The 17,402-nt window shown below is 65.7% G+C and carries 16 protein-coding genes; 11 read left to right on the top strand and 5 right to left on the bottom strand.

Annotation, left to right across the window (positions count from 1 at the left end):
* Nucleotides 1-63 precede the first annotated feature (63 nt).
* Together ABIB49_RS11570 and ABIB49_RS11575 are read left to right on the top strand one after the other, a co-directional pair.
* Nucleotides 64-405 (top strand): hypothetical protein, encoded by a 342-nt coding sequence (locus ABIB49_RS11570; RefSeq protein ID WP_226775646.1) that lies wholly within the window; start codon nucleotides 64-66, stop codon nucleotides 403-405.
* On the top strand, nucleotides 405-1,844 hold the full coding sequence (locus tag ABIB49_RS11575) for a hypothetical protein (RefSeq protein WP_282360007.1): 1,440 nt from the start codon (nucleotides 405-407) through the stop codon (nucleotides 1,842-1,844). The genes ABIB49_RS11570 and ABIB49_RS11575 overlap by 1 nt, the downstream gene beginning before the upstream one ends.
* A gap of 37 nt (nucleotides 1,845-1,881) precedes the next feature.
* Here ABIB49_RS11575 and ABIB49_RS11580 read toward each other — a convergent pair whose 3' ends face one another.
* A complete protein-coding gene (locus ABIB49_RS11580; RefSeq protein ID WP_282360006.1) occupies nucleotides 1,882-2,268 on the bottom strand; it encodes a phage holin family protein in 387 nt (128 codons plus the stop codon).
* Nucleotides 2,269-2,351: 83 nt separating this feature from the next.
* On the opposite strand from ABIB49_RS11580, the gene ABIB49_RS11585 reads away from it, so the two are divergent.
* From ABIB49_RS11585 to ABIB49_RS11600, 4 genes are all read left to right on the top strand, one after another.
* The gene (locus tag ABIB49_RS11585; protein ID WP_282360005.1) at nucleotides 2,352-3,470 is read left to right on the top strand and encodes a histidinol-phosphate transaminase; all 1,119 of its coding nucleotides are present in this window, start codon (nucleotides 2,352-2,354) and stop codon (nucleotides 3,468-3,470) included.
* Between the two features lie 147 nt (nucleotides 3,471-3,617).
* Nucleotides 3,618-4,862 (top strand): pyruvate dehydrogenase (acetyl-transferring) E1 component subunit alpha, encoded by a 1,245-nt coding sequence (gene pdhA, locus ABIB49_RS11590; RefSeq protein WP_282360004.1) that lies wholly within the window; start codon nucleotides 3,618-3,620, stop codon nucleotides 4,860-4,862.
* A complete protein-coding gene (locus ABIB49_RS11595; protein ID WP_226775650.1) occupies nucleotides 4,862-5,842 on the top strand; it encodes an alpha-ketoacid dehydrogenase subunit beta in 981 nt (326 codons plus the stop codon). The genes pdhA and ABIB49_RS11595 overlap by 1 nt, the downstream gene beginning before the upstream one ends.
* A 58-nt stretch (nucleotides 5,843-5,900) precedes the next feature.
* Nucleotides 5,901-7,412: a dihydrolipoamide acetyltransferase family protein gene (locus ABIB49_RS11600; RefSeq protein ID WP_282360003.1), complete on the top strand. Its 1,512-nt coding sequence runs from the start codon at nucleotides 5,901-5,903 to the stop codon at nucleotides 7,410-7,412.
* 12 nt (nucleotides 7,413-7,424) lie between these two features.
* On the opposite strand, the gene ABIB49_RS11605 is transcribed toward ABIB49_RS11600, so the two are convergent.
* On the bottom strand, nucleotides 7,425-7,763 hold the full coding sequence (locus tag ABIB49_RS11605) for a hypothetical protein (RefSeq protein WP_253031739.1): 339 nt from the start codon (nucleotides 7,761-7,763) through the stop codon (nucleotides 7,425-7,427).
* Between the two features lie 217 nt (nucleotides 7,764-7,980).
* Between ABIB49_RS11605 and ABIB49_RS11610 the strand changes: the two genes are divergently transcribed.
* Entirely contained in the window at nucleotides 7,981-9,579 is a 1,599-nt protein-coding gene (locus tag ABIB49_RS11610; protein ID WP_226775653.1) for an AMP-binding protein, read from the top strand.
* 29 nt (nucleotides 9,580-9,608) lie between these two features.
* Here ABIB49_RS11610 and ABIB49_RS11615 read toward each other — a convergent pair whose 3' ends face one another.
* From ABIB49_RS11615 to ABIB49_RS11625, 3 genes are all read right to left on the bottom strand, one after another.
* The gene (locus ABIB49_RS11615; RefSeq protein WP_226775654.1) at nucleotides 9,609-10,040 is read right to left on the bottom strand and encodes a universal stress protein; all 432 of its coding nucleotides are present in this window, start codon (nucleotides 10,038-10,040) and stop codon (nucleotides 9,609-9,611) included.
* Nucleotides 10,041-10,093: 53 nt separating this feature from the next.
* Nucleotides 10,094-11,383, bottom strand: coding sequence for an aminotransferase-like domain-containing protein (locus ABIB49_RS11620; RefSeq protein WP_226775655.1), 1,290 nt, complete (start codon nucleotides 11,381-11,383; stop codon nucleotides 10,094-10,096).
* 140 nt (nucleotides 11,384-11,523) lie between these two features.
* Nucleotides 11,524-12,087 (bottom strand): NAD(P)H-dependent oxidoreductase, encoded by a 564-nt coding sequence (locus tag ABIB49_RS11625; protein ID WP_226775656.1) that lies wholly within the window; start codon nucleotides 12,085-12,087, stop codon nucleotides 11,524-11,526.
* Nucleotides 12,088-12,213: 126 nt separating this feature from the next.
* On the opposite strand from ABIB49_RS11625, the gene ABIB49_RS11630 reads away from it, so the two are divergent.
* From ABIB49_RS11630 to ABIB49_RS11645, 4 genes are all read left to right on the top strand, one after another.
* Nucleotides 12,214-12,870, top strand: coding sequence for a TetR/AcrR family transcriptional regulator (locus ABIB49_RS11630; protein ID WP_226775657.1), 657 nt, complete (start codon nucleotides 12,214-12,216; stop codon nucleotides 12,868-12,870).
* A 303-nt stretch (nucleotides 12,871-13,173) separates the two neighbouring features.
* Complete coding sequence (locus ABIB49_RS11635; RefSeq protein WP_226775658.1) at nucleotides 13,174-14,160, top strand: ABC transporter permease; 987 nt, start codon at nucleotides 13,174-13,176, stop codon at nucleotides 14,158-14,160.
* Between the two features lie 2 nt (nucleotides 14,161-14,162).
* Complete coding sequence (locus tag ABIB49_RS11640) at nucleotides 14,163-15,125, top strand: ABC transporter permease (protein ID WP_282360001.1); 963 nt, start codon at nucleotides 14,163-14,165, stop codon at nucleotides 15,123-15,125.
* Nucleotides 15,122-17,383 carry a dipeptide ABC transporter ATP-binding protein gene (locus ABIB49_RS11645; RefSeq protein ID WP_282360000.1) on the top strand — a complete coding sequence of 754 codons (2,262 nt, stop codon included), beginning with the start codon at nucleotides 15,122-15,124 and terminating at the stop codon, nucleotides 17,381-17,383. Before ABIB49_RS11640 ends, ABIB49_RS11645 begins: the two co-directional genes overlap by 4 nt.
* The last annotated feature ends 19 nt before the right edge of the window (nucleotides 17,384-17,402 follow it).

Consider the following 17,402-nt stretch of genomic DNA (forward strand, 5'->3'; position numbering starts at 1 on the left):
GGTTGTCCACATGGCGCCGCGGGGGGCTTTCGGGTGCTCACCGGGGTCCCTAGCGTCGGTGTTATGGACAGCGGGACAGCCGGAATCAGCGTTGGTGCGGGCGGCACATCCTCCGGGGCCTTGTTGGCCGCGGAGGCCGAGGCGTGCGCATCACGCAGTTATGAGGTTCAGCAGCTTGCTGCCCGGCTGGCTGGCTGCGCCGACCGCGCCGACGCCGCGCTCGCGGATCTGGTCAGGCTGGAACTGCAAAGCTGGCAGTCCCCGGCCGGCCGGGCCTACCGGACGGCGCTGTCCGTGCAGGCCGCGTCCCTGCGCCACGGCCGGATTGCATTGCACGATGCCGTGGCCGCAGTGCTTCGGCATGCCGGGAGCGTGGCGGTGGCCCAGGGACGGCCAGGCTACTGATGGCCGGGGCCCCGCCGGACGGTTCCGGGGCAGCGCCTGTCCCGGCTGCCCCGGTGGATGGAACGCTGCAGATCCGTGGCGGCGTGGGCGGGCTCAGTTTCCAGTTTGAGGAGTTACTGGCGGGAGCATCGGCACTCGAGAGGATCGCCGGGGAGCTGGCGGAGGCGGAAGCGGAAACAGGCAGGGTACGCCGCGCGCTGCTGCCGTACCAGCCCGACCCGCACGCCTACGGCAGCCAGCCAATCCTCGCGGTCGGGGAAGGTGCCCGGGCCGTGGGCCAAGTCCGGATCGGATTGGAACGGCTTTGCCGCGAGGTCCGGGCGAGCCACCGTGAGTATGAGTTCGCCGAAGCCCGGAACGCCTTGCTGCTGCGGATCGGCCGAAGCGGCCCGGGCTTCCTCCCGCTGTGGGGGCTGGCCGGTCTGCCTCCCATCACCCTCCGCGACACGGTGGAGGACGAGGTGGCTATGGCCCCCGGGAGGCTGGCGCTGCTGCTTGGGCTACCGGCGGGCCCCGCCGTTGCAGGCGGTTCCGGCGACGGGGCCGGTGTCCGCTCTGCCATCCGCGGTTTGGCGGCCGTCCCGGGCCTGGAGTTCCTGCGGCCCCGACCCGTGCACATCGCGGCCAGCGAAACGTGGACGGAGGATGTCGACGTCTCACCGGCCGGACTGCTGCTGCGGGCCGGGGCAATCGGCCGCAACAGCGGTGATATCGAGATCCTCCGCATGCAGGACAACGGCCACCCGGCATGGGTGGTGATCATCCCCGGAACACAGGTGGATGGGCCCCAGCAGGGGACCAACCCGTTTGACACGGCAGGCATCGCTGAGGCCTTGGGGTACGACTCGGCCGGGACTGCAGCGGCCATCCGGCAGGCACTGGCAGCGGCGGGCGCCGGGGCAGGAGACCAGGTGGCCGCCGTCGGCTACAGCCAGGGTGGTATCCACGCCATGAACCTTGGCCGGGACAAGGCATTCCTGGCCGCCTACGAGCTGAAGTTTGTGCTCACGGCAGGTTCCCCGGTGGGCGGGATTGAACTTGCCGGCGGTGCCAGCAGTCTGCACCTGGAACATGTTCAGGATTGGGTCCCCGGGGCGGACGGAGTGCCCAACCCCGACACGAAGGAACGGGTGACCGTCACGCTAACCAGCCCGATTCCCGCACCTGAATGGCTGGGTCCGGGCCTGGGGCCGGGCCACGACCTGGGACGTTATGCCGAGGGTGCCCGAGACATCGCGGTCAGCCGGGATCCCTCGCTGCAGGCTTCCACAGCCGCGCTCGCGGCAGTGGTTGGCGCGGGCGGACCCGCCGCGGTGACTCGGTTCTCCCTCCGGCGCGAGGCTATGCCATCGCCTCGGCGCTCGGCGCCGATGGCTCCGGGGCCGCGGCGCAACCCCGGGGAAGTCACGGGACCGGCAACCCAACGGCCAGCGGCCTAGCCTGCGCAGGCCCGGCCGATGGGTTCGCGCAGACTTCCTAGCGGTCGAGCGCGGGGAGGGCACTCGCAAGGAGCGACACTGCGCTGATTACAAGGGCGGCCAAAACCGCTGTCCAGAAGAAGGTATCAATCGTGAAATGCACAGCGGTGTAGCTGCTGATCCAGGACGTCAGGTAGAGCATTCCGGCGTTGATGACCACGGTGAAAAGGCCCACGGTCAGGATGGTGATCGGCAATGACAGGAGGCTGACGATCGGCTTGACGACCGCGTTGACAACGCCGAAGATCAGGCCGATGAACAGGTAGCCCAGGACGATGCTGAGGGTGTCGTCGCCTGCGGTGGAAATGTTCAGGCCGGTGAGGATCCAACAAGCGATTCCCAGGGCCAGGGCATTGATGATGACGCGTACGATGAAGGAGCGCATGGCCCCATGCTGTCATAAGCCCGGCGGCACGGGCAGGGGCCGTATCTCCCACCCGCGGCAAAGACCCGACGTAGGCTGTTGGTATGACTTCATCAGATAACCCGGCCGGGGGCATCAAGCCACGTCCGGTGGTAGACCTCCTTCCCCGCTACGCGGCCGGCAAGCCGCCAGTCCCCGTCGAAGGCCTGGTCAGCTACAAGCTTTCCTCCAATGAAAACCCGCTGCCACCGATTCCTGCAGTGCAGCAGGCCATCGCAGCGCAGACCGATTTCAACCGCTACCCGGATCCTTTGAGCAGCAAGCTGCGCGGCGCCCTCGCTGCGTTCCTTGGCGTTCCAGCGGAGGACATCGTCACCGGAGCCGGCAGCCTCGGCGCGCTAAACCAGCTCCTGACGACCTTCGCGGGGCAGAACGACGACGGCAAGCCCGACGAGGTCATCTACGCCTGGCGCTCCTTCGAGGCCTATCCGATCTGCGTCGGCCTGGCCGGCGCAGACAGCGTCAGGATCCCGCTGACCGGTGAGGGACGCCACGATCTCGACGCCATGGCCGCAGCGGTGACGGCCCGGACCCGGATGATCCTGCTCTGCACCCCAAACAACCCCACCGGGCCGATCCTGACCACCGCGGACACCGAACGTTTCATCAACCGGATACCCTCGGATGTCCTGGTGGTCATCGATGAGGCTTACCAGGAGTTCGTCCGCGACGAGCACGCCGTCGACGGCATCGAAATGTACCGGAAGTACCCCAACGTTGTTGTCTTGCGGACGTTTTCAAAGGCCCACGGCCTCGCCGGGCTGCGCGTTGGGTACAGCGTGTCCCACCCCGAGCTCACGCAGCACCTGCGCGTAGCCGCCACCCCGTTCGCGGTCTCCCAGATCGCCGAAACAGCTGCCGTGGCATCGCTGCAGCACTTCGGTGATGTTGTAGAAAGGGTACAAAGCATTGTGGACGAACGTGACCGGGTCACGGCCGGGCTGCGGTCGCTGGGCTGGTTCGTGCCGGAGGCGCAGGGCAACTTCGTGTGGCTCGACCTCGGTCCCGACAGCACCGAATTTGCCGCCCTGGCAGGGGAGCGGGCCCTCTCCGTCCGGGCCTTCGCCAACGAGGGTGTGCGGGTCAGCATCGGCGAAGCCGACGCCAATACCCGGTTCCTTGAGCTCTGTGCGATCTATACAAAACCGCCACGGCGTTCCTAGCGCTTAACATAACGGCCGAGGCTGGCCGGCTGAGGATAAAGTTAGGACCAGTAAGCCAAAATATATGCCGGCCCGGGAATGCATAACCGGCAGGGCATATATCCCAGCGATTGCGACGCATTCGGATGCGGCAAGCAAGGAGACGGTATGGGCGCCACACATCTGCCCTCTACCGAGTTCGACGGAACCGACATTGAGGATCAGCTCGAGGCTGAAGCCGAAGCCCACGGGGGGGACCCGGATGAGCCGATGGTGCAGTTGCTCGCCCCCGACGGCACGCTCGGCTCGGATCCCGTCTACTCGGAATACGCCGAGCGGCTCGACCCGGAAAAACTGCGCGGCTTCTACGCCGATATGGCGAAAATCCGCCGCTTCGACGTCGAGGCGACTGCGCTGCAACGCCAGGGCCAGCTGGCCCTCTGGGTTCCCCTCACCGGTCAGGAAGCCGCCCAGATCGGCTCCGGCAGGGCCAGCCAGCCACAGGACTACATCTTCCCCACCTACCGCGAACACGGCGTCGCCCTGACCCGCAACGTGGATCTTGCCGAGCTGCTGCGACAGTTCCGCGGGGTGTCCAACGGTGGCTGGAACCCCAAGGACACCAACTTTCATCTCTACACACTTGTCCTCGCCGCGCAGACTCCGCACGCGGTCGGCTACGCAATGGGAATCCAGCGCGACCAGAAGTTCGCGGCGGCCGCCGCAACAGCGAACGGGGCAACGTCGCAGGTTCCGGAGCCCAAGGCGGCCGTTATGGTCTATTTCGGCGACGGCGCCAGCTCCGAAGGCGACGTCCATGAATCCATGGTCTTCGCATCCTCGTATAAGGCCCCCGTCGTTTTTTTCTGCCAGAACAATCACTGGGCGATCTCCGTCCCTAGTTCCGTGCAAACCCGAGTCCCGCTGGCCGACCGGGCCAAAGGCTACGGGTTCCCGGGCATCCGGGTGGACGGTAACGACGTGATCGCCGTCCATGCCGTGACCGAGTGGGCGCTGGAACGTGCCCGCCAGGGCGAGGGCCCGGTGTTGATCGAGGCGTTTACCTACCGTGTCGGCGCGCACACCACGGCTGACGATCCCACGAAGTACCGGGAATCAGCCGAGGAAAGCCGGTGGCGGGCCAAGGATCCGCTGGAACGGCTGGAGAAGTACCTGCGCGCAGAAGGCTTCGCCGACGAGGCATTCTTCGCTCAGGTCAAGGCCGACGGCGACGATCTCGCCGCGTATGTCCGAAAAACCACCCACGACCTGGAAACCCCTGACATCCGGACCGCCTTCGCCAACACCTACGTGGAAGCCCACCCGCTGGTGGCCGAGGAACTGGCCTGGTTCGAGGAGTACAGCGCAGGCTTCGCCGACGATTCGGCGGCCCCGGCAGAAGGTGCCAACTGATGACCACCATGACCATTGCCAAGGCCATCAATGAAGGCCTCCGAGCAACGTTGACGGACCACCCCCGGTCACTGCTGATGGGCGAGGACATTGGGCCCCTGGGCGGCGTATACCGCGTCACCGACGGCCTGATCGCCGAATTCGGTGCCGACCGCGTGGTGGACACCCCGCTGGCGGAGTCCGGCATCGTAGGTACCGCGATCGGGTTGTCCCTGCGCGGGTACCTGCCCATCTGTGAAATCCAGTTCGACGGGTTCGTCTTTCCGGGCTTCAACCAGATCACCACGCAGCTGGCCAAAATGCGTGCCCGCAGCAACGGCAACCTGACGGTACCCGTTGTCATCAGGATCCCTTATGGCGGCGGCATCGGCTCGATCGAACACCACTCGGAGTCCCCGGAGGCATTGTTCGCCCATACCGCCGGACTGCGCATCATCACCCCGTCGAACCCGCACGACGCCTACTGGATGATCCAGCAGGCAGTCGAGTGCCAGGACCCTGTGATTGTTTTCGAACCCAAACGCCGCTACTGGCTCAAGGGCGAGGTCGACACCGGTTCCCCCGGCGCCTCCGCAGACCCGTTTAAGGCCCATGTCCTCCGCGAGGGCACGGACGCCACAGTGGTTGTCTACGGCCCGCTGGTGCCGGTGGCCCTCGCGGCCGCCAATGCCGCCGCCGAGGACGGTCACAGCGTCGAGGTGATCGACCTCCGTTCCATTTCGCCAATCGACTTCGACACCGTCACGGACTCCGTTAAGAAGACCGGCCGGCTGATTGTGGCCCACGAGGCTCCCACCTTCGGCGGCATCGGCGGCGAAATCGCGGCCCGGGTCAGTGAGCGCGCCTTCCACTCCCTCGAGGCGCCTGTGATCCGCGTCGGCGGCTTCCACATGCCCTACCCGGTGGCCAAGGTGGAGGAAGACTACCTGCCGGACATCGACCGGATCCTTGAGGCACTGGACCGTGCCCTCTCCTACTGACTGAGCCCTTCCCTCCCGGCCGCTTCCCGCTGAGGCGCCTTCTCCCAACAAGGACAACATGACTCTCCACAAGTTCAACCTCCCCGATGTGGGCGAAGGACTGACCGAGGCCGAGATCGTCGCCTGGAAGGTTAAGCCCGGCGACACGGTGGCCATCAACGATGTCCTCTGCGAAATCGAGACGGCAAAATCCCTGGTCGAGCTGCCCTCGCCGTTCGCTGGTACCGTCACCGAACTCCTGGTCGCGGAGGGACTGACGGTAGACGTCGGAACCGCGATCATCAGCGTGACCGACGCCCAGGCTGCTGCCGGCGCGCCGGCTCCCAAACCGACGGCTCCAGAACCGACGGCTCCCGATGCGCCGCTTTACGGCACGCTGGCGGAGGACACGCTCGACGCCGTCGAATCGGACGGCCGCCCGGCCGCCGGTCCCCTGGTGGGTTCCGGTCCCAAGGCCGACGCCGTCAAGCGCCGCCGGCGGGTTGCCCCGCCGGCAGCCAGGCAGGCGGTGTCCGCGGCCCCGGCCGCAGAACCGGCAGCGCTGGCTGAGCCGGTCGAGAGCCACGACATCTGGATCAGTCCGGAAGTCGTCGCGCACGCCGAACGCCCGGCCGCGGCTGCCGCGCCGGATCAGCGTCCCACCCTCGGCGGGGCCATCACAGGCCTGGTCAGCCGGGTTCTGGCCAAGCCTCCGGTGCGAAAGATTGCCCGCGACCTTGGCATCGATCTGGCCGACGTCGTCCCCACCGGGGCCCGCGGCGAAGTGACCCGCGAAGACCTGGTCAGTTACCAGTCCCAGCGCGACGCGGAACTGGATAAGGCGGACACTTTCTGGGGCAGGACGGGCAGCCCGCAGGAACGGCGGATCGAGCGGATTCCGGTCAAGGGCGTCCGCAAGGCCACCGCGCGGGCCATGGTCGAGTCGGCCTTTGCGGCCCCGCACGTCAGCATCTTTGTCGACGTCGACGCCAGCCGGACCATGGAGTTCGTCAAACGGCTCAAGGCCTCCCGTGATTTTGAAGGCATCAAGGTTTCCCCGCTCCTGATCCTCGCCAAGGCGGTCATCTGGGCGGCGGCAAGGAACCCGAGCGTCAACGCAACCTGGGTGGACAACCAGGACGGCAGCGACTCCGCCGAGATCCATGTCAAGCACTTTATGAATTTGGGAATTGCGGCGGCAACGCCCCGTGGCCTGATGGTCCCGAACATCAAGAACGCCCAGGACCTGTCGCTAAAAGAGCTGGCCCTGGCCCTGAATGACCTTGCGACCACTGCCCGGGCCGGAAAGACCCAGCCCGCCCAGATGCAAGGTGGGACCTTGACGGTCACCAACATCGGGGCCCTCGGCATCGACACGGGCACACCGATCATCAACCCGGGCGAGGTGGCGATCGTGGCTTTTGGCACCATTAAGCAGAAGCCCTGGGTCCTCGACGGCGAAGTGATTCCGCGCTGGATTACAACGCTCGGCGGCTCGTTCGACCACCGGGTGGTCGACGGCGACCTCTCGGCGCGGTTTATGGCCGACGTGGCGGCGATCCTGGAAGAGCCCGCCCTCCTGCTCGACTGAGCCCCGTGGGTGCTAGGTGCCCGAGTAGCTCGACAGCATCGCGGCCAGGCCCGGATCCCCGCTGATCCCGGCCAGGGCGGCGGCGGCCGCCATCATCACCGCGGCGAAGCCGGAGGTGCACGCGGTGACCACAGCGAAGAACTTCCAGTCCTCGCGCAGGACGCTCCGGATGGTGTCCGGCATCCGGAGCCCGGGGGAGATGACGTTGGGTGCACTGTCGGTGGAGCCGTCGTCCAAAAAAGCGATAACCCGGCCGGCCCCGCGGTCCACCCGCATGGTGCTGATGTGGTTGCCGTGACGGGCCAGGAGTATGTCGTGGCCAACGAGCTGGCGGCGCTGAAGAGTGGGCATTGTGGTCCCCCAAGTGAGAAAGTTGGATGTCCACGCCGGTGGGGGCAGCTCCAATTTTACCGCCGTGCCGATGCTGCGCCCGGCCGGAATCAGCGTGAGGCTAGCCACGGAGGGCAGTGACGCGGCTCAACACAGTTCCTGTCCAGGGCCGGCCGGCGGCATTAGAGTTGCACCAGCCGCCGCCAACCGTGCGGACGCGGATCAAAGGAGATATTGCGTGTTTTCGAGCCCGTTCCCCGATGTGGAAATTCCCGACGTAAGCCTTTATGAGTACCTCTTCGGCGGCCTGGAGGAGGCCGACCTGGAACGGATCGCCCTTGTCGACGGCGTGAGCGGCGCGGAAATGAGTTACCGGAGCCTCGTCGCGCAGATCGACGCCGTGGCCGGAGCCGTCGCGGCCCAAGGACTGGGCGTCCACGGTGTCGCGGCCATCCTGTGCCCCAACGTCCCGGCGTTCGCCGTCGTTTTCCACGGGCTGTTGCGGGCCGGCGCGACGGTAACCACAGTCAACTCGCTCTACACGGCGGACGAAATCGCGCTCCAGTTGGCCGACGCCGGCGCGGAGTGGCTGTTCACCGTCTCCGCTTTGCTCCCGGCAGCCCGGGAAGCTGCCGCCCGCGCCGGTATCCCGGCAGAGCGCCTCGTCGTCCTCGACGGCGCCCCCGGACATCCCTCGCTGCAGGATCTGCTCAGCTCCGGCGCGCCGGCTCCGCAAGTCACCTTCGATTCCGCCACCCACGTGGCCGTTATGCCGTACTCCTCCGGCACCACCGGCCGGCCCAAGGGTGTGATGCTCAGCCACCGGAACTTGATTGCCAACGCTGCGCAGTCCCGCGGACTGCTGAAGGTCGCTCCGGAGGACCGCTTGCTGGCGCTGCTGCCGTTCTTCCACATTTACGGGCTGACCGTGCTGCTGAACTTGGCGTTGTTGCAGCGGGCATGCCTGGTGACAATGCCGAAGTTTGAACTGACCGAGTTCCTGCGCATCATTCAGGACCAGAAATGCAGTTACCTGTTCATCGCCCCGCCCGTGGCTGTGGCCTTGTCCAAACACCCGCTGGTGGCTGATTACGATCTGAGTTCCGTCCACACGACGCTTTCCGGAGCCGCGCCGCTGGATGGCGATCTCGGCGTGAAACTGGGCGAACGACTAGGCTGCCGTGTGCTGCAGGGCTACGGCATGACCGAGATGAGCCCCGTGTCCCACTTGATCCCGGTGGACGCCGCCGACGTCCCCGTCAGCTCGGTGGGCTTTACGGTCCCGAACATGGACTGCCGGCTGCTGGACCCGGCCACAGGGGAGGAGATCGAGGTGCCCAACGAGGGCGTCAGCGCCCCCGGTCACTTGTTGTGCCGCGGACCGAACGTGATGCTCGGCTACCTTAACCGGCCGGAGGAAACGGCGGACACTCTCGACCCGGACGGCTTCCTGCATACCGGGGACATTGCCACCGTCCGTGCCGACGGAGTGGTCACCATCGTGGACCGGCTCAAGGAGCTGATCAAGTACAAGGGCTATCAGATCGCGCCGGCGGAACTGGAGGCGCTGCTCCTCACCCACCCCGGCATCGCGGACGCCGCCGTGATCGGCACGTCCGACGCCGACGGCCAGGAAGTGCCGATGGCGTTTGTCGTGCGCCAGCCCGGGGACGACGGTGCGCGGCTCGACGAGGCCGCAGTCATGGAGTTCGTGGCGGCCAAAGTGGCGCCGTTCAAGAAGATCCGGCGGGTCGAGTTCATCGATGCCGTCCCGAAGTCGTCTTCCGGCAAAATCCTGCGCCGGATCCTCAAGACCTCCGGGACGGCGGCCGGGTAGCCCGGCCCGACGCCACTGGCCGGCGCTTCCTAGTCGGAAGCGTCGGTCTTGGCGATGTAGACATCGCAGGGGGCGTTGTGCGCCACGGAGTTGGCGACGCTGCCGAGCACGCGTCCCAGTCCCTTCATCCGCCGGTTGCCGACCACGATCATCTGCGCACCGGAGCGGCCAGCCTCGGCGATCAGGGCTTCGGCCGGTTTGCCGCGGGCGGCCGCGTAGGTAACGTTCAGTGCCGGCGTCCGGAGGCTGTCGGCGACCCGTCGGGCGACCTTCTCGGCTTCACCCGCATCGGAGACAATGAATTTGTCGCTGCCGCTGCCGAAGACTTCGGTCCGGTCGCTGTCGAACGCACTGACCACGTGAAGGGTGGCCCCTTGAATGGCGGCCAGGTCACGGGCAGTGTGCGCGGCTTTCAGGGCAGTCTCGCTGCCATCGACGCCGACAACAATAATTCCGGTCATGAATGCTCCTTTGAGGTCAACAAACTTCTGTGGCCATGGGCCGATGATTCAGGCTACCCCGCAACGATCGCTTCGCGCAGGACCGGCGCCAGCCGCCGGACGCCTTCGCGGATGGATTCCGGCGGGACCGCACTAAAGGCGAGTCGAATCTTGTGGGATGGCTCATCGGAATGGGTGAAGGCAGCCCCAGGAATAAAGACCACCCCGGCGTTAATCGCTTTTGCCAGCAGGGGATAGGTGTCTACGCCCTCGGGCAGGGTCACCCAAACGAAGAAGCCGCCCTCCGGCCGGGTCCAGCTCACGCCCGGCGGCATGAACTCATCCAAGGCGGCCAGCATTGCGGTGCAGCGCTCCTGGTAGAGGCCCCGGTAGGTCTCGATCTGGCCGCGCCAGTCGTAGTCCCGGAGATAGGCGGAGACGAGCATCTGGTTCAGGGTCGGCGGGCATAGTGTGACAGCCTCTGAAGCCAGGTAATAGCGGCGCTGTAGGTGCGCCGGGACGAGCGCCCAACCGATCCGGAGCCCCGGTGCAAAGATTTTCGAGAACGACCCCATGTAGATTACGTCGTCCGGGTTGGCGGCCCGCAGCGGGATGAGGGGCTTGCCGTCGAACCGGAGCAGCCCGTAAGGGTTGTCCTCAAGCACCAAAATATTCGCATTGCGGCATATATCCACGACCTGTTGCCGCCGCTCCGCGGACAGTGTTACCCCGGAGGGGTTGTTGAAGCTTGGGATGGTGTACAAAAACTTGATGCTCTTGCCCGCCGTCTGCAGAGCGGCGATCTTGGCCTCCAGCAGGTCTGGGACGATGCCATCACCGTCCATGGGTACGGTGGCGACCTCGACCTGGTAGGCCTCGAAGGTGTTGAGGGCGCCGACGTAGGTGGGATCCTCAACGAGAACAACGTCGCCGGGGTTGCAGAAGACCTTGGTCGCAACGTCCTGCGCTGACTGCGAGCCGGCGGTGATCACCACGTTTTCGGGTCTGGCGTCCAGGATTCCCTCCGCGGCCATCACTTCGCAGATCTGGCTGCGGAGTTCCTCGGTGCCTTGCCCGCCGCCGTATTGCAGTGCGGTCATACCCTGTTCCGCGATGATCTTCGCGGCGGTCTCGCCGAGCCGTGCCAGGGGCAGCGACTGCAGGTACGGGCTGCCGCCGGCCAGCGAGACGAGGCCGGGGCGCATCGAGATGTCGAAGACATCCCGGACTGCCGATTGCTTGATATTTGCTGCGCGCTCCGAGAACAGATCCTCGTGGCGGTGGGCGGACGATGCCGCACGTTCGATTGCGTCAATGGCCTCGGCCGGAAGTGCTTCTGCGGTGTCAAGTGTTTCGTGGGTCACAGTCCCAGCGTACAACCCGTGTTGTCTTGGAGGCAACGATTGTTCACAAGGTCGCCCGAAGCCGCAGTATTCCCGGCCGGACGCAGAATGTCCCCGGCAGGGCCTGCCGGGGACGTCAAGGATGAAGGGCGGGGCTGGAGCTATGCTGCGGAGACCGCGCGGGATTCGTCCAGCGCATCGAAGACGGCCTTGATCTGCTCGACAACCTCGGCGTCATCCTTCGGGTGGATCTCGGCGAAACGGACCATGGAGCCCGGCACGGCCAGCTTGACGGTGTCGAGGATCCGGGCGCCGGCGATTCCGGCGGCCTTGCGGGCCTCGTCCTGGGCCCAGACTCCGCCGAACTGGCCGAAGGCGGTTCCGACGACGGCGGTCGGCTTGCCGCTCAGGGCGCCTGCGCCGAAGGGGCGGGACAGCCAGTCGATGGCGTTTTTGAGCGAGGCGGGAACCGTGCCGTTGTGCTCCGGCGTTACCAGCAGCAGGGTGTCGGCGGCGTTGGCAGCGGCACGCAGGGCGGCCGCGGCGGCGGGAACCTGGCCTTCAACGTCGATGTCCTCGTTGTAGAAGGGTATGTTGCCCAGGCTGTCGTGGATCAGAACTTCAACATTTTCCGGGGCGTTCAGCTGGATTGCTTCAGCCAGCTGCTGGTTCGTGGATCCGGCGCGCAAGCTGCCGACCAGGGTGAGGACGGTGTTCTTGGACATGTGGACTCCTAGATGTCGCGCCGCGGACCATCCTGCGGCTGGCTGAACAGATGAGGCCGGTTCCGGCCCTTACGATTGAAAACGGACTGCGGTCCGCTTATATTCCCCGGGGCTAGGATGTGGGGTGTGAGCCTGATCCCTATCCGTCCCGGCGTGGAGTCCGAACGCCGCGATGCCGCCCGGAACCGCGGGCTGCTGTTGCGGGCCGCCCGCGAGCTCGTCGACGAGTGTGGGGCGGACGGCTTGACCATGGGCGCCCTGGCCCAGCGGGCCGGTGTGGGGAAGGGGACCGTGTTCCGGCGGTTCGGCAGCCGGGCAGGGCTCATGATGACCCTGCTCAGTGATGCGGAGGCCGCGTTCCAGCAGCGCTTTATGTTTGGCCCGCCACCGCTGGGACCCGGGGCTCCGCCGCTGGAGCGGCTGATCGCCTGTGGCGGGGAGCGCATTGCCTGGGTATTGGAATTCGGCGAGCTGGCAAGGGCTGCGGACATCTCGGCACCCAACCGGTTCGACGTCCCCGCGGCGGCGCTCTGGCATCGGCACCTGGAGGTGCTCCTGCGGGACGCGGGCGTTACGGCTGACCCTTGGCTGATGGCCACCTCATTGAGTGCCGTCCTGGAACCCGAGCGTCTCCTTCATGCCGTCCGTGTGAACGGGATTTCCCCCGCGCGACTCGCCGATTCCTGGCGGGATCTCGTTTCGCGCATCGTGCGCGGGGCCCAACCCCAACCGGAACCCCACCCCGGCGGGAAACCCAAATCAATTCCCGGGAGTTATTCATAACGATCTGATACCTGCCCCGGGGAACTGCGGGGCAGGTCGTCCGGGGGAGGAGTCCATGTGATAGTTTCCTCTGGAATGTGATCCGCAACATAGTCCACACGGACTTGCCTCACGGCCTGCGGATGGCCAGATACCCACTGGCCCGGATCCCGGATCAGCAGCGGTAATCCCCTGCCGGATAGGGACTAGGGAAGGATCTAGTTGTGACTACTTTTCATATTCCTGCACGCGGCGAGGCTGCTGCTGCCGGCCCCGCCCCGGCACGCGCCGCGCAGGCAACGGCGATCCAGAACTAGTCGTCCCATGCTCCGATACCTCGCCAAACGTGCTCTCACATACGTCTTTATGATCTTCCTGACCACCACGGCAGGATATTTCCTGGCCGTAAATACCTTGAAGCCGGCACTGCTGGAGCAGGAGCGGATCCCAAGGCCCACCCCCGAGCAGGTGGCCAACTCCTTCCGCCTCAAGGGCCTGGACCCGGCGCTCAGCGCCTGGGACCGCTACGTTGAGTGGCTCACCGCGATCGTCACCCGCTGGGACTGGGGACGCAGCCCCAACGGCGCCTTTATCAACGCAGAATTCGGCGATCGGGTCTGGATCTCGACCCGGCTCTTCCTGGCCTCCATCATCCTGACCCTGATCATCGGCGTCGCACTGGGTGTGTACACGGCAGCACGGCAATACAAAGCCTCGGACCGGGTCATTACCTCTTACAGCTACCTCGTGTACATCGTGCCCGCACCGATCGCTTACTTCCTGGTGCAGCTCGGTGCCATCAACATCAACGAGACGGTGGGCGAACGCATTTTCTTCGTCACCGGCATCTCCACGCCCGGGCTGGACGGCAGCGGCTGGGCCCAATTCATCGACATGCTGGCCCACTACGCGGTGCCCACCTTCGCTATCACCATCGTGGGTTGGGGCACTTACCAGATCGCGCAGCGCCAGTACCTCCTGGACAATGTCAACGCCGACTTTGTCCGGACTGCACGCGCCAAGGGGCTGACCCGCAACCAGGCCATCAGCCGGCATGCCCTGCGGGTTTCCTTCATCCCTGTGGCGCAGAGCATTGCCTTCACCATCCCTGCCATCTTCGCCGGCGGTTTCTTCGCCGAGAAGATCTTCGCCTGGCACGGCGTCGGCTCCTGGAGCATCGACGCGATTGCCTTGCAGGATGTCAACGCCGCGACGGCCACGCTCGCCTACGGCTCCGTGATCTTCGCGATCGGCGCGATCCTCGCGGACTTCGCCACCACGCTTGTCGACCCGAGAGTGCGGGTGCAGTAAACATGACAAACCTCAATACGACCGACCCGGCCGCCGTTGCCAGCGAGGCGAAGATCGAAAACAGCGATGTTGTCATCGCGAAGTCCTCGATCATCCTTCGCCGCTTCCTGCGGAACAAAACAGCCGTCGTTGGCCTGGCCGTCTTCTTGGCCCTGACGCTGTTCTCCTTCATTGGCGGCTTCTTCACCAGCTGGGACAAGGAGACTATCGATGCGTTCAACATTGGAATGCCGCCGTCGTCCGAACACCTGCTTGGTACCTCCCAGGCCGGGATCGACCTCTACGCCCTGACCGTGGAGGGCACCCGGATCTCCATCCTGATCGGCCTCGTCGTTGGCCTCGTCTCCGTGCTGATCGCCGCCGTGTACGGCTGCACCATGGCCTATTTCGGCGGGAAGGTGGACAAGGTGATGCTGTTCATCCTCGAAGCCCTGATCATGATGCCGGCGCTGCTGGTCGTCGCCGTGGCCACGAGCGGTGGCGGCAACGGACTGCAGCAGTCCTTGCCGAGTTGGCTGCTGCTGATTATCGTCCTGCTGGTCTTCAGCTGGATGGGAACCGCCCGCCTCATCCGCTCGCTCTCGATGTCCCTGATGTCACGCGACTTCGTCAAGGCCGCCCAGTACATGGGGATCCCGCCTCGGCGGATCGTTTGGCGGCACCTGGTCCCGAACATCGGCTCGCTGCTGGTCCTGGACATCACCCGCGGCATCACCGGGGCGATCCTGGCCGAGGTTGCCTTCTCCTTCATCGGTATCGGCATCAAGGTCCCGGATGTCAGCCTGGGTGTGCTGATCGGGCAGGCCACCTCCCAGGTCTCCACCTTCCCGTGGATGTTTTGGGTCCCGCTGACCGTGATGTTCCTGCTGACCGGTTCGCTTGCCATGATGAACGACGGCTTGCGCGACGCATTCGATCCCAGCTCCAGCTCCGTTGGCAATGCCAAGAAGAAGAAGACCACATGAGCCACGAAATGACCGCCAGCCCCGAATCGGCCGACCTCTCCGCCGTCGAGCGTCTGCATGTTGCCGGGCTGCACGGGCCCGCGGACGCGGTGCTCTCCGTCCGGGACCTGAAGGTGCGCTTCAACACGGAGAACGGGGTGGTGCACGCCGTCCGTGGCATCGACTTTGACCTCAGGGCCGGCAAGACGCTGGGCATCGTGGGCGAGTCCGGCTCCGGAAAGTCCGTCACCTCCATGGCAATCATGGGCCTGCTGCCCCCGACGGCCGAGATCACCGGTTCGGTCCGGCTCCAGGGCACCGAACTGCTGGGTCTCAGTGACAAGGCCATGTGCCAGTACCGCGGCAACGAAATCGCCATGGTCTTCCAGGACCCGTTGTCCTCCCTGACGCCGGTCTACTCGGTGGGCAACCAGATCGTCGAAGCGCTGACCGTCCACAACCCCACCATGAGCCGGCAGGCCAAGGAAGCGCGCGCCGTCGAACTGCTGGGCATGGTGGGTATTCCCAGCCCGAAGGACCGGCTCAAGGCCTTCCCGCATGAGTTCTCCGGCGGTATGCGCCAGCGTGTGATGATCGCCATCGCCATCGCGAACAACCCCCGCGTGCTGATCGCCGATGAACCGACGACGGCGCTCGACGTCACCATCCAGGCGCAGGTCCTTGAAGTCCTCCACACCGCGCAGGAGGAAACCGGCGCCGCCGTTGTGATGATCACACACGACCTCGGCGTGGTCGCCGGCATGGCGGACGACATCATGGTGATGTATGCCGGCAAACCCGTGGAAACCGGCAGCGTTGACGAGATCTACTACAACCCGCGAATGCCCTACACAATGGGCTTGCTGGGCGCAGTGCCACGCGTCGACACGGCCGAGAAGTCCTCGCTGGTGCCGATCGAGGGCATCCCGCCGAACCTCATCCACACCCCCACGGGTTGTTCTTTCGCGCCGCGCTGCCCACTAGCCAGCGATGCCTGCCTGCAGGGCGAGCCGGAGCTGTGGCCGGTCGCCGGGGACAACCAGACCGGCGGCCTGCCGCACCTGGCCGCCTGTATCAAGACCGACTCTTTGGGCCTCGAAGTGGACGTCCATGAGATCTTCCGGGCTCCGGCGGTGCCGGTCTCCCGCTTCGACGCGATCCCGCGCGAACAGCGCCGGACCGTGCTGGAGCTCAGGGACGTCAAGAAGCACTTCCCGCTGATGAAGGGGGCCTTACTCAAGCGCCGGATCGGCACTGTCAAGGCTGTCGACGGGTTGAGCTTCGACATCCGAGAGGGGGAGTGCTTCTCGATCGTCGGCGAGTCCGGCTGCGGAAAGACCACGACGTTGCTGGAAATCATGGAATTCCACAAGGACCAGGACGGCGAGGTGGTCATCGGCGGCCTCAGCAACAAGGAAGCCTCCAACGCCAAAACCAAAAGCGCCATGCGCAAGGAACTGCAGATGGTGTTCCAGGACCCAACCGGCGCCCTCGACCCCCGCTTCACCGTCTTTGAGGTATTGTCCGAACCGCTTGAAAATGCCGGCATGGCCAAACCCCGGATCCGGGAGCGGATCATGGAGCTGATGGAACTCGTGGGCCTCCAGCCCGATCACGTCAACCGCTTCCCCAACCAGTTCTCCGGCGGCCAGCGGCAGCGGATCGGCATCGCGCGGGCCCTTGCCGTGAATCCCAAACTGGTAGTCCTGGACGAGCCGGTATCCGCTCTGGACGTGTCAGTCCAGGCCGGTGTTATCAACCTCCTGGACCAGCTCCGCGCCGAACTCGGACTGAGCTACCTGATGGTGGCCCACGACCTGTCCGTGGTGCGGCACATCTCCAACCGTGTGGCAGTGATGTATCTGGGCAAGATCGTGGAAATCGGGGACGTGGACAGCGTGTTCGACAACCCGCGGCACCCGTACACCCGGGCCCTGCTCTCCGCGATTCCGGTCCCGGACCCCGGCGTGGAACGCACCCGGGAACGTATCATCCTGCGGGGGGACCTGCCCTCGCCGCTCGAAGCTCCTGCAGGGTGCAACTTCGCCACCCGCTGCCCGGTGTTTGCGGCACTGCCACCGGCCAGGCAGGAGAAATGCCTGACGCTGGAACCGGTGCTGGCCACCGTTGTGCCGGCGGCGGACGCCGGACGGCACGGGACGCCGGCGGCAACAGCAACACCGGCCGCCGCTGCGGCCCCCACAGACCAGCAATTCGCCTGCTTCTATCCGGACGGCGACCTGGACGCGGACATGCTTGTTGTCCACGAAACCACCTGAGTTACCAGTCTCACTCAGC

This window comes from Arthrobacter sp. UYCu512 (genome assembly GCF_040547075.1).
In the GTDB taxonomy this organism is placed as follows: domain Bacteria; phylum Actinomycetota; class Actinomycetes; order Actinomycetales; family Micrococcaceae; genus Arthrobacter.

Coding starts and splice junctions, on each gene's coding strand:
- ABIB49_RS11570 (WP_226775646.1), top strand. CDS start 64: ATGGACAGCGGGACAGCCGGAATCAGCGTTGGTGCGGGCGGCACATCC.
- ABIB49_RS11575 (WP_282360007.1), top strand. CDS start 405: ATGGCCGGGGCCCCGCCGGACGGTTCCGGGGCAGCGCCTGTCCCGGCT.
- ABIB49_RS11580 (WP_282360006.1), bottom strand. CDS start 2,268: ATGCGCTCCTTCATCGTACGCGTCATCATCAATGCCCTGGCCCTGGGA.
- ABIB49_RS11585 (WP_282360005.1), top strand. CDS start 2,352: ATGACTTCATCAGATAACCCGGCCGGGGGCATCAAGCCACGTCCGGTG.
- pdhA (WP_282360004.1), top strand. CDS start 3,618: ATGGGCGCCACACATCTGCCCTCTACCGAGTTCGACGGAACCGACATT.
- ABIB49_RS11595 (WP_226775650.1), top strand. CDS start 4,862: ATGACCACCATGACCATTGCCAAGGCCATCAATGAAGGCCTCCGAGCA.
- ABIB49_RS11600 (WP_282360003.1), top strand. CDS start 5,901: ATGACTCTCCACAAGTTCAACCTCCCCGATGTGGGCGAAGGACTGACC.
- ABIB49_RS11605 (WP_253031739.1), bottom strand. CDS start 7,763: ATGCCCACTCTTCAGCGCCGCCAGCTCGTTGGCCACGACATACTCCTG.
- ABIB49_RS11615 (WP_226775654.1), bottom strand. CDS start 10,040: ATGACCGGAATTATTGTTGTCGGCGTCGATGGCAGCGAGACTGCCCTG.
- ABIB49_RS11625 (WP_226775656.1), bottom strand. CDS start 12,087: ATGTCCAAGAACACCGTCCTCACCCTGGTCGGCAGCTTGCGCGCCGGA.
- ABIB49_RS11635 (WP_226775658.1), top strand. CDS start 13,174: ATGCTCCGATACCTCGCCAAACGTGCTCTCACATACGTCTTTATGATC.
- ABIB49_RS11640 (WP_282360001.1), top strand. CDS start 14,163: ATGACAAACCTCAATACGACCGACCCGGCCGCCGTTGCCAGCGAGGCG.
- ABIB49_RS11645 (WP_282360000.1), top strand. CDS start 15,122: ATGAGCCACGAAATGACCGCCAGCCCCGAATCGGCCGACCTCTCCGCC.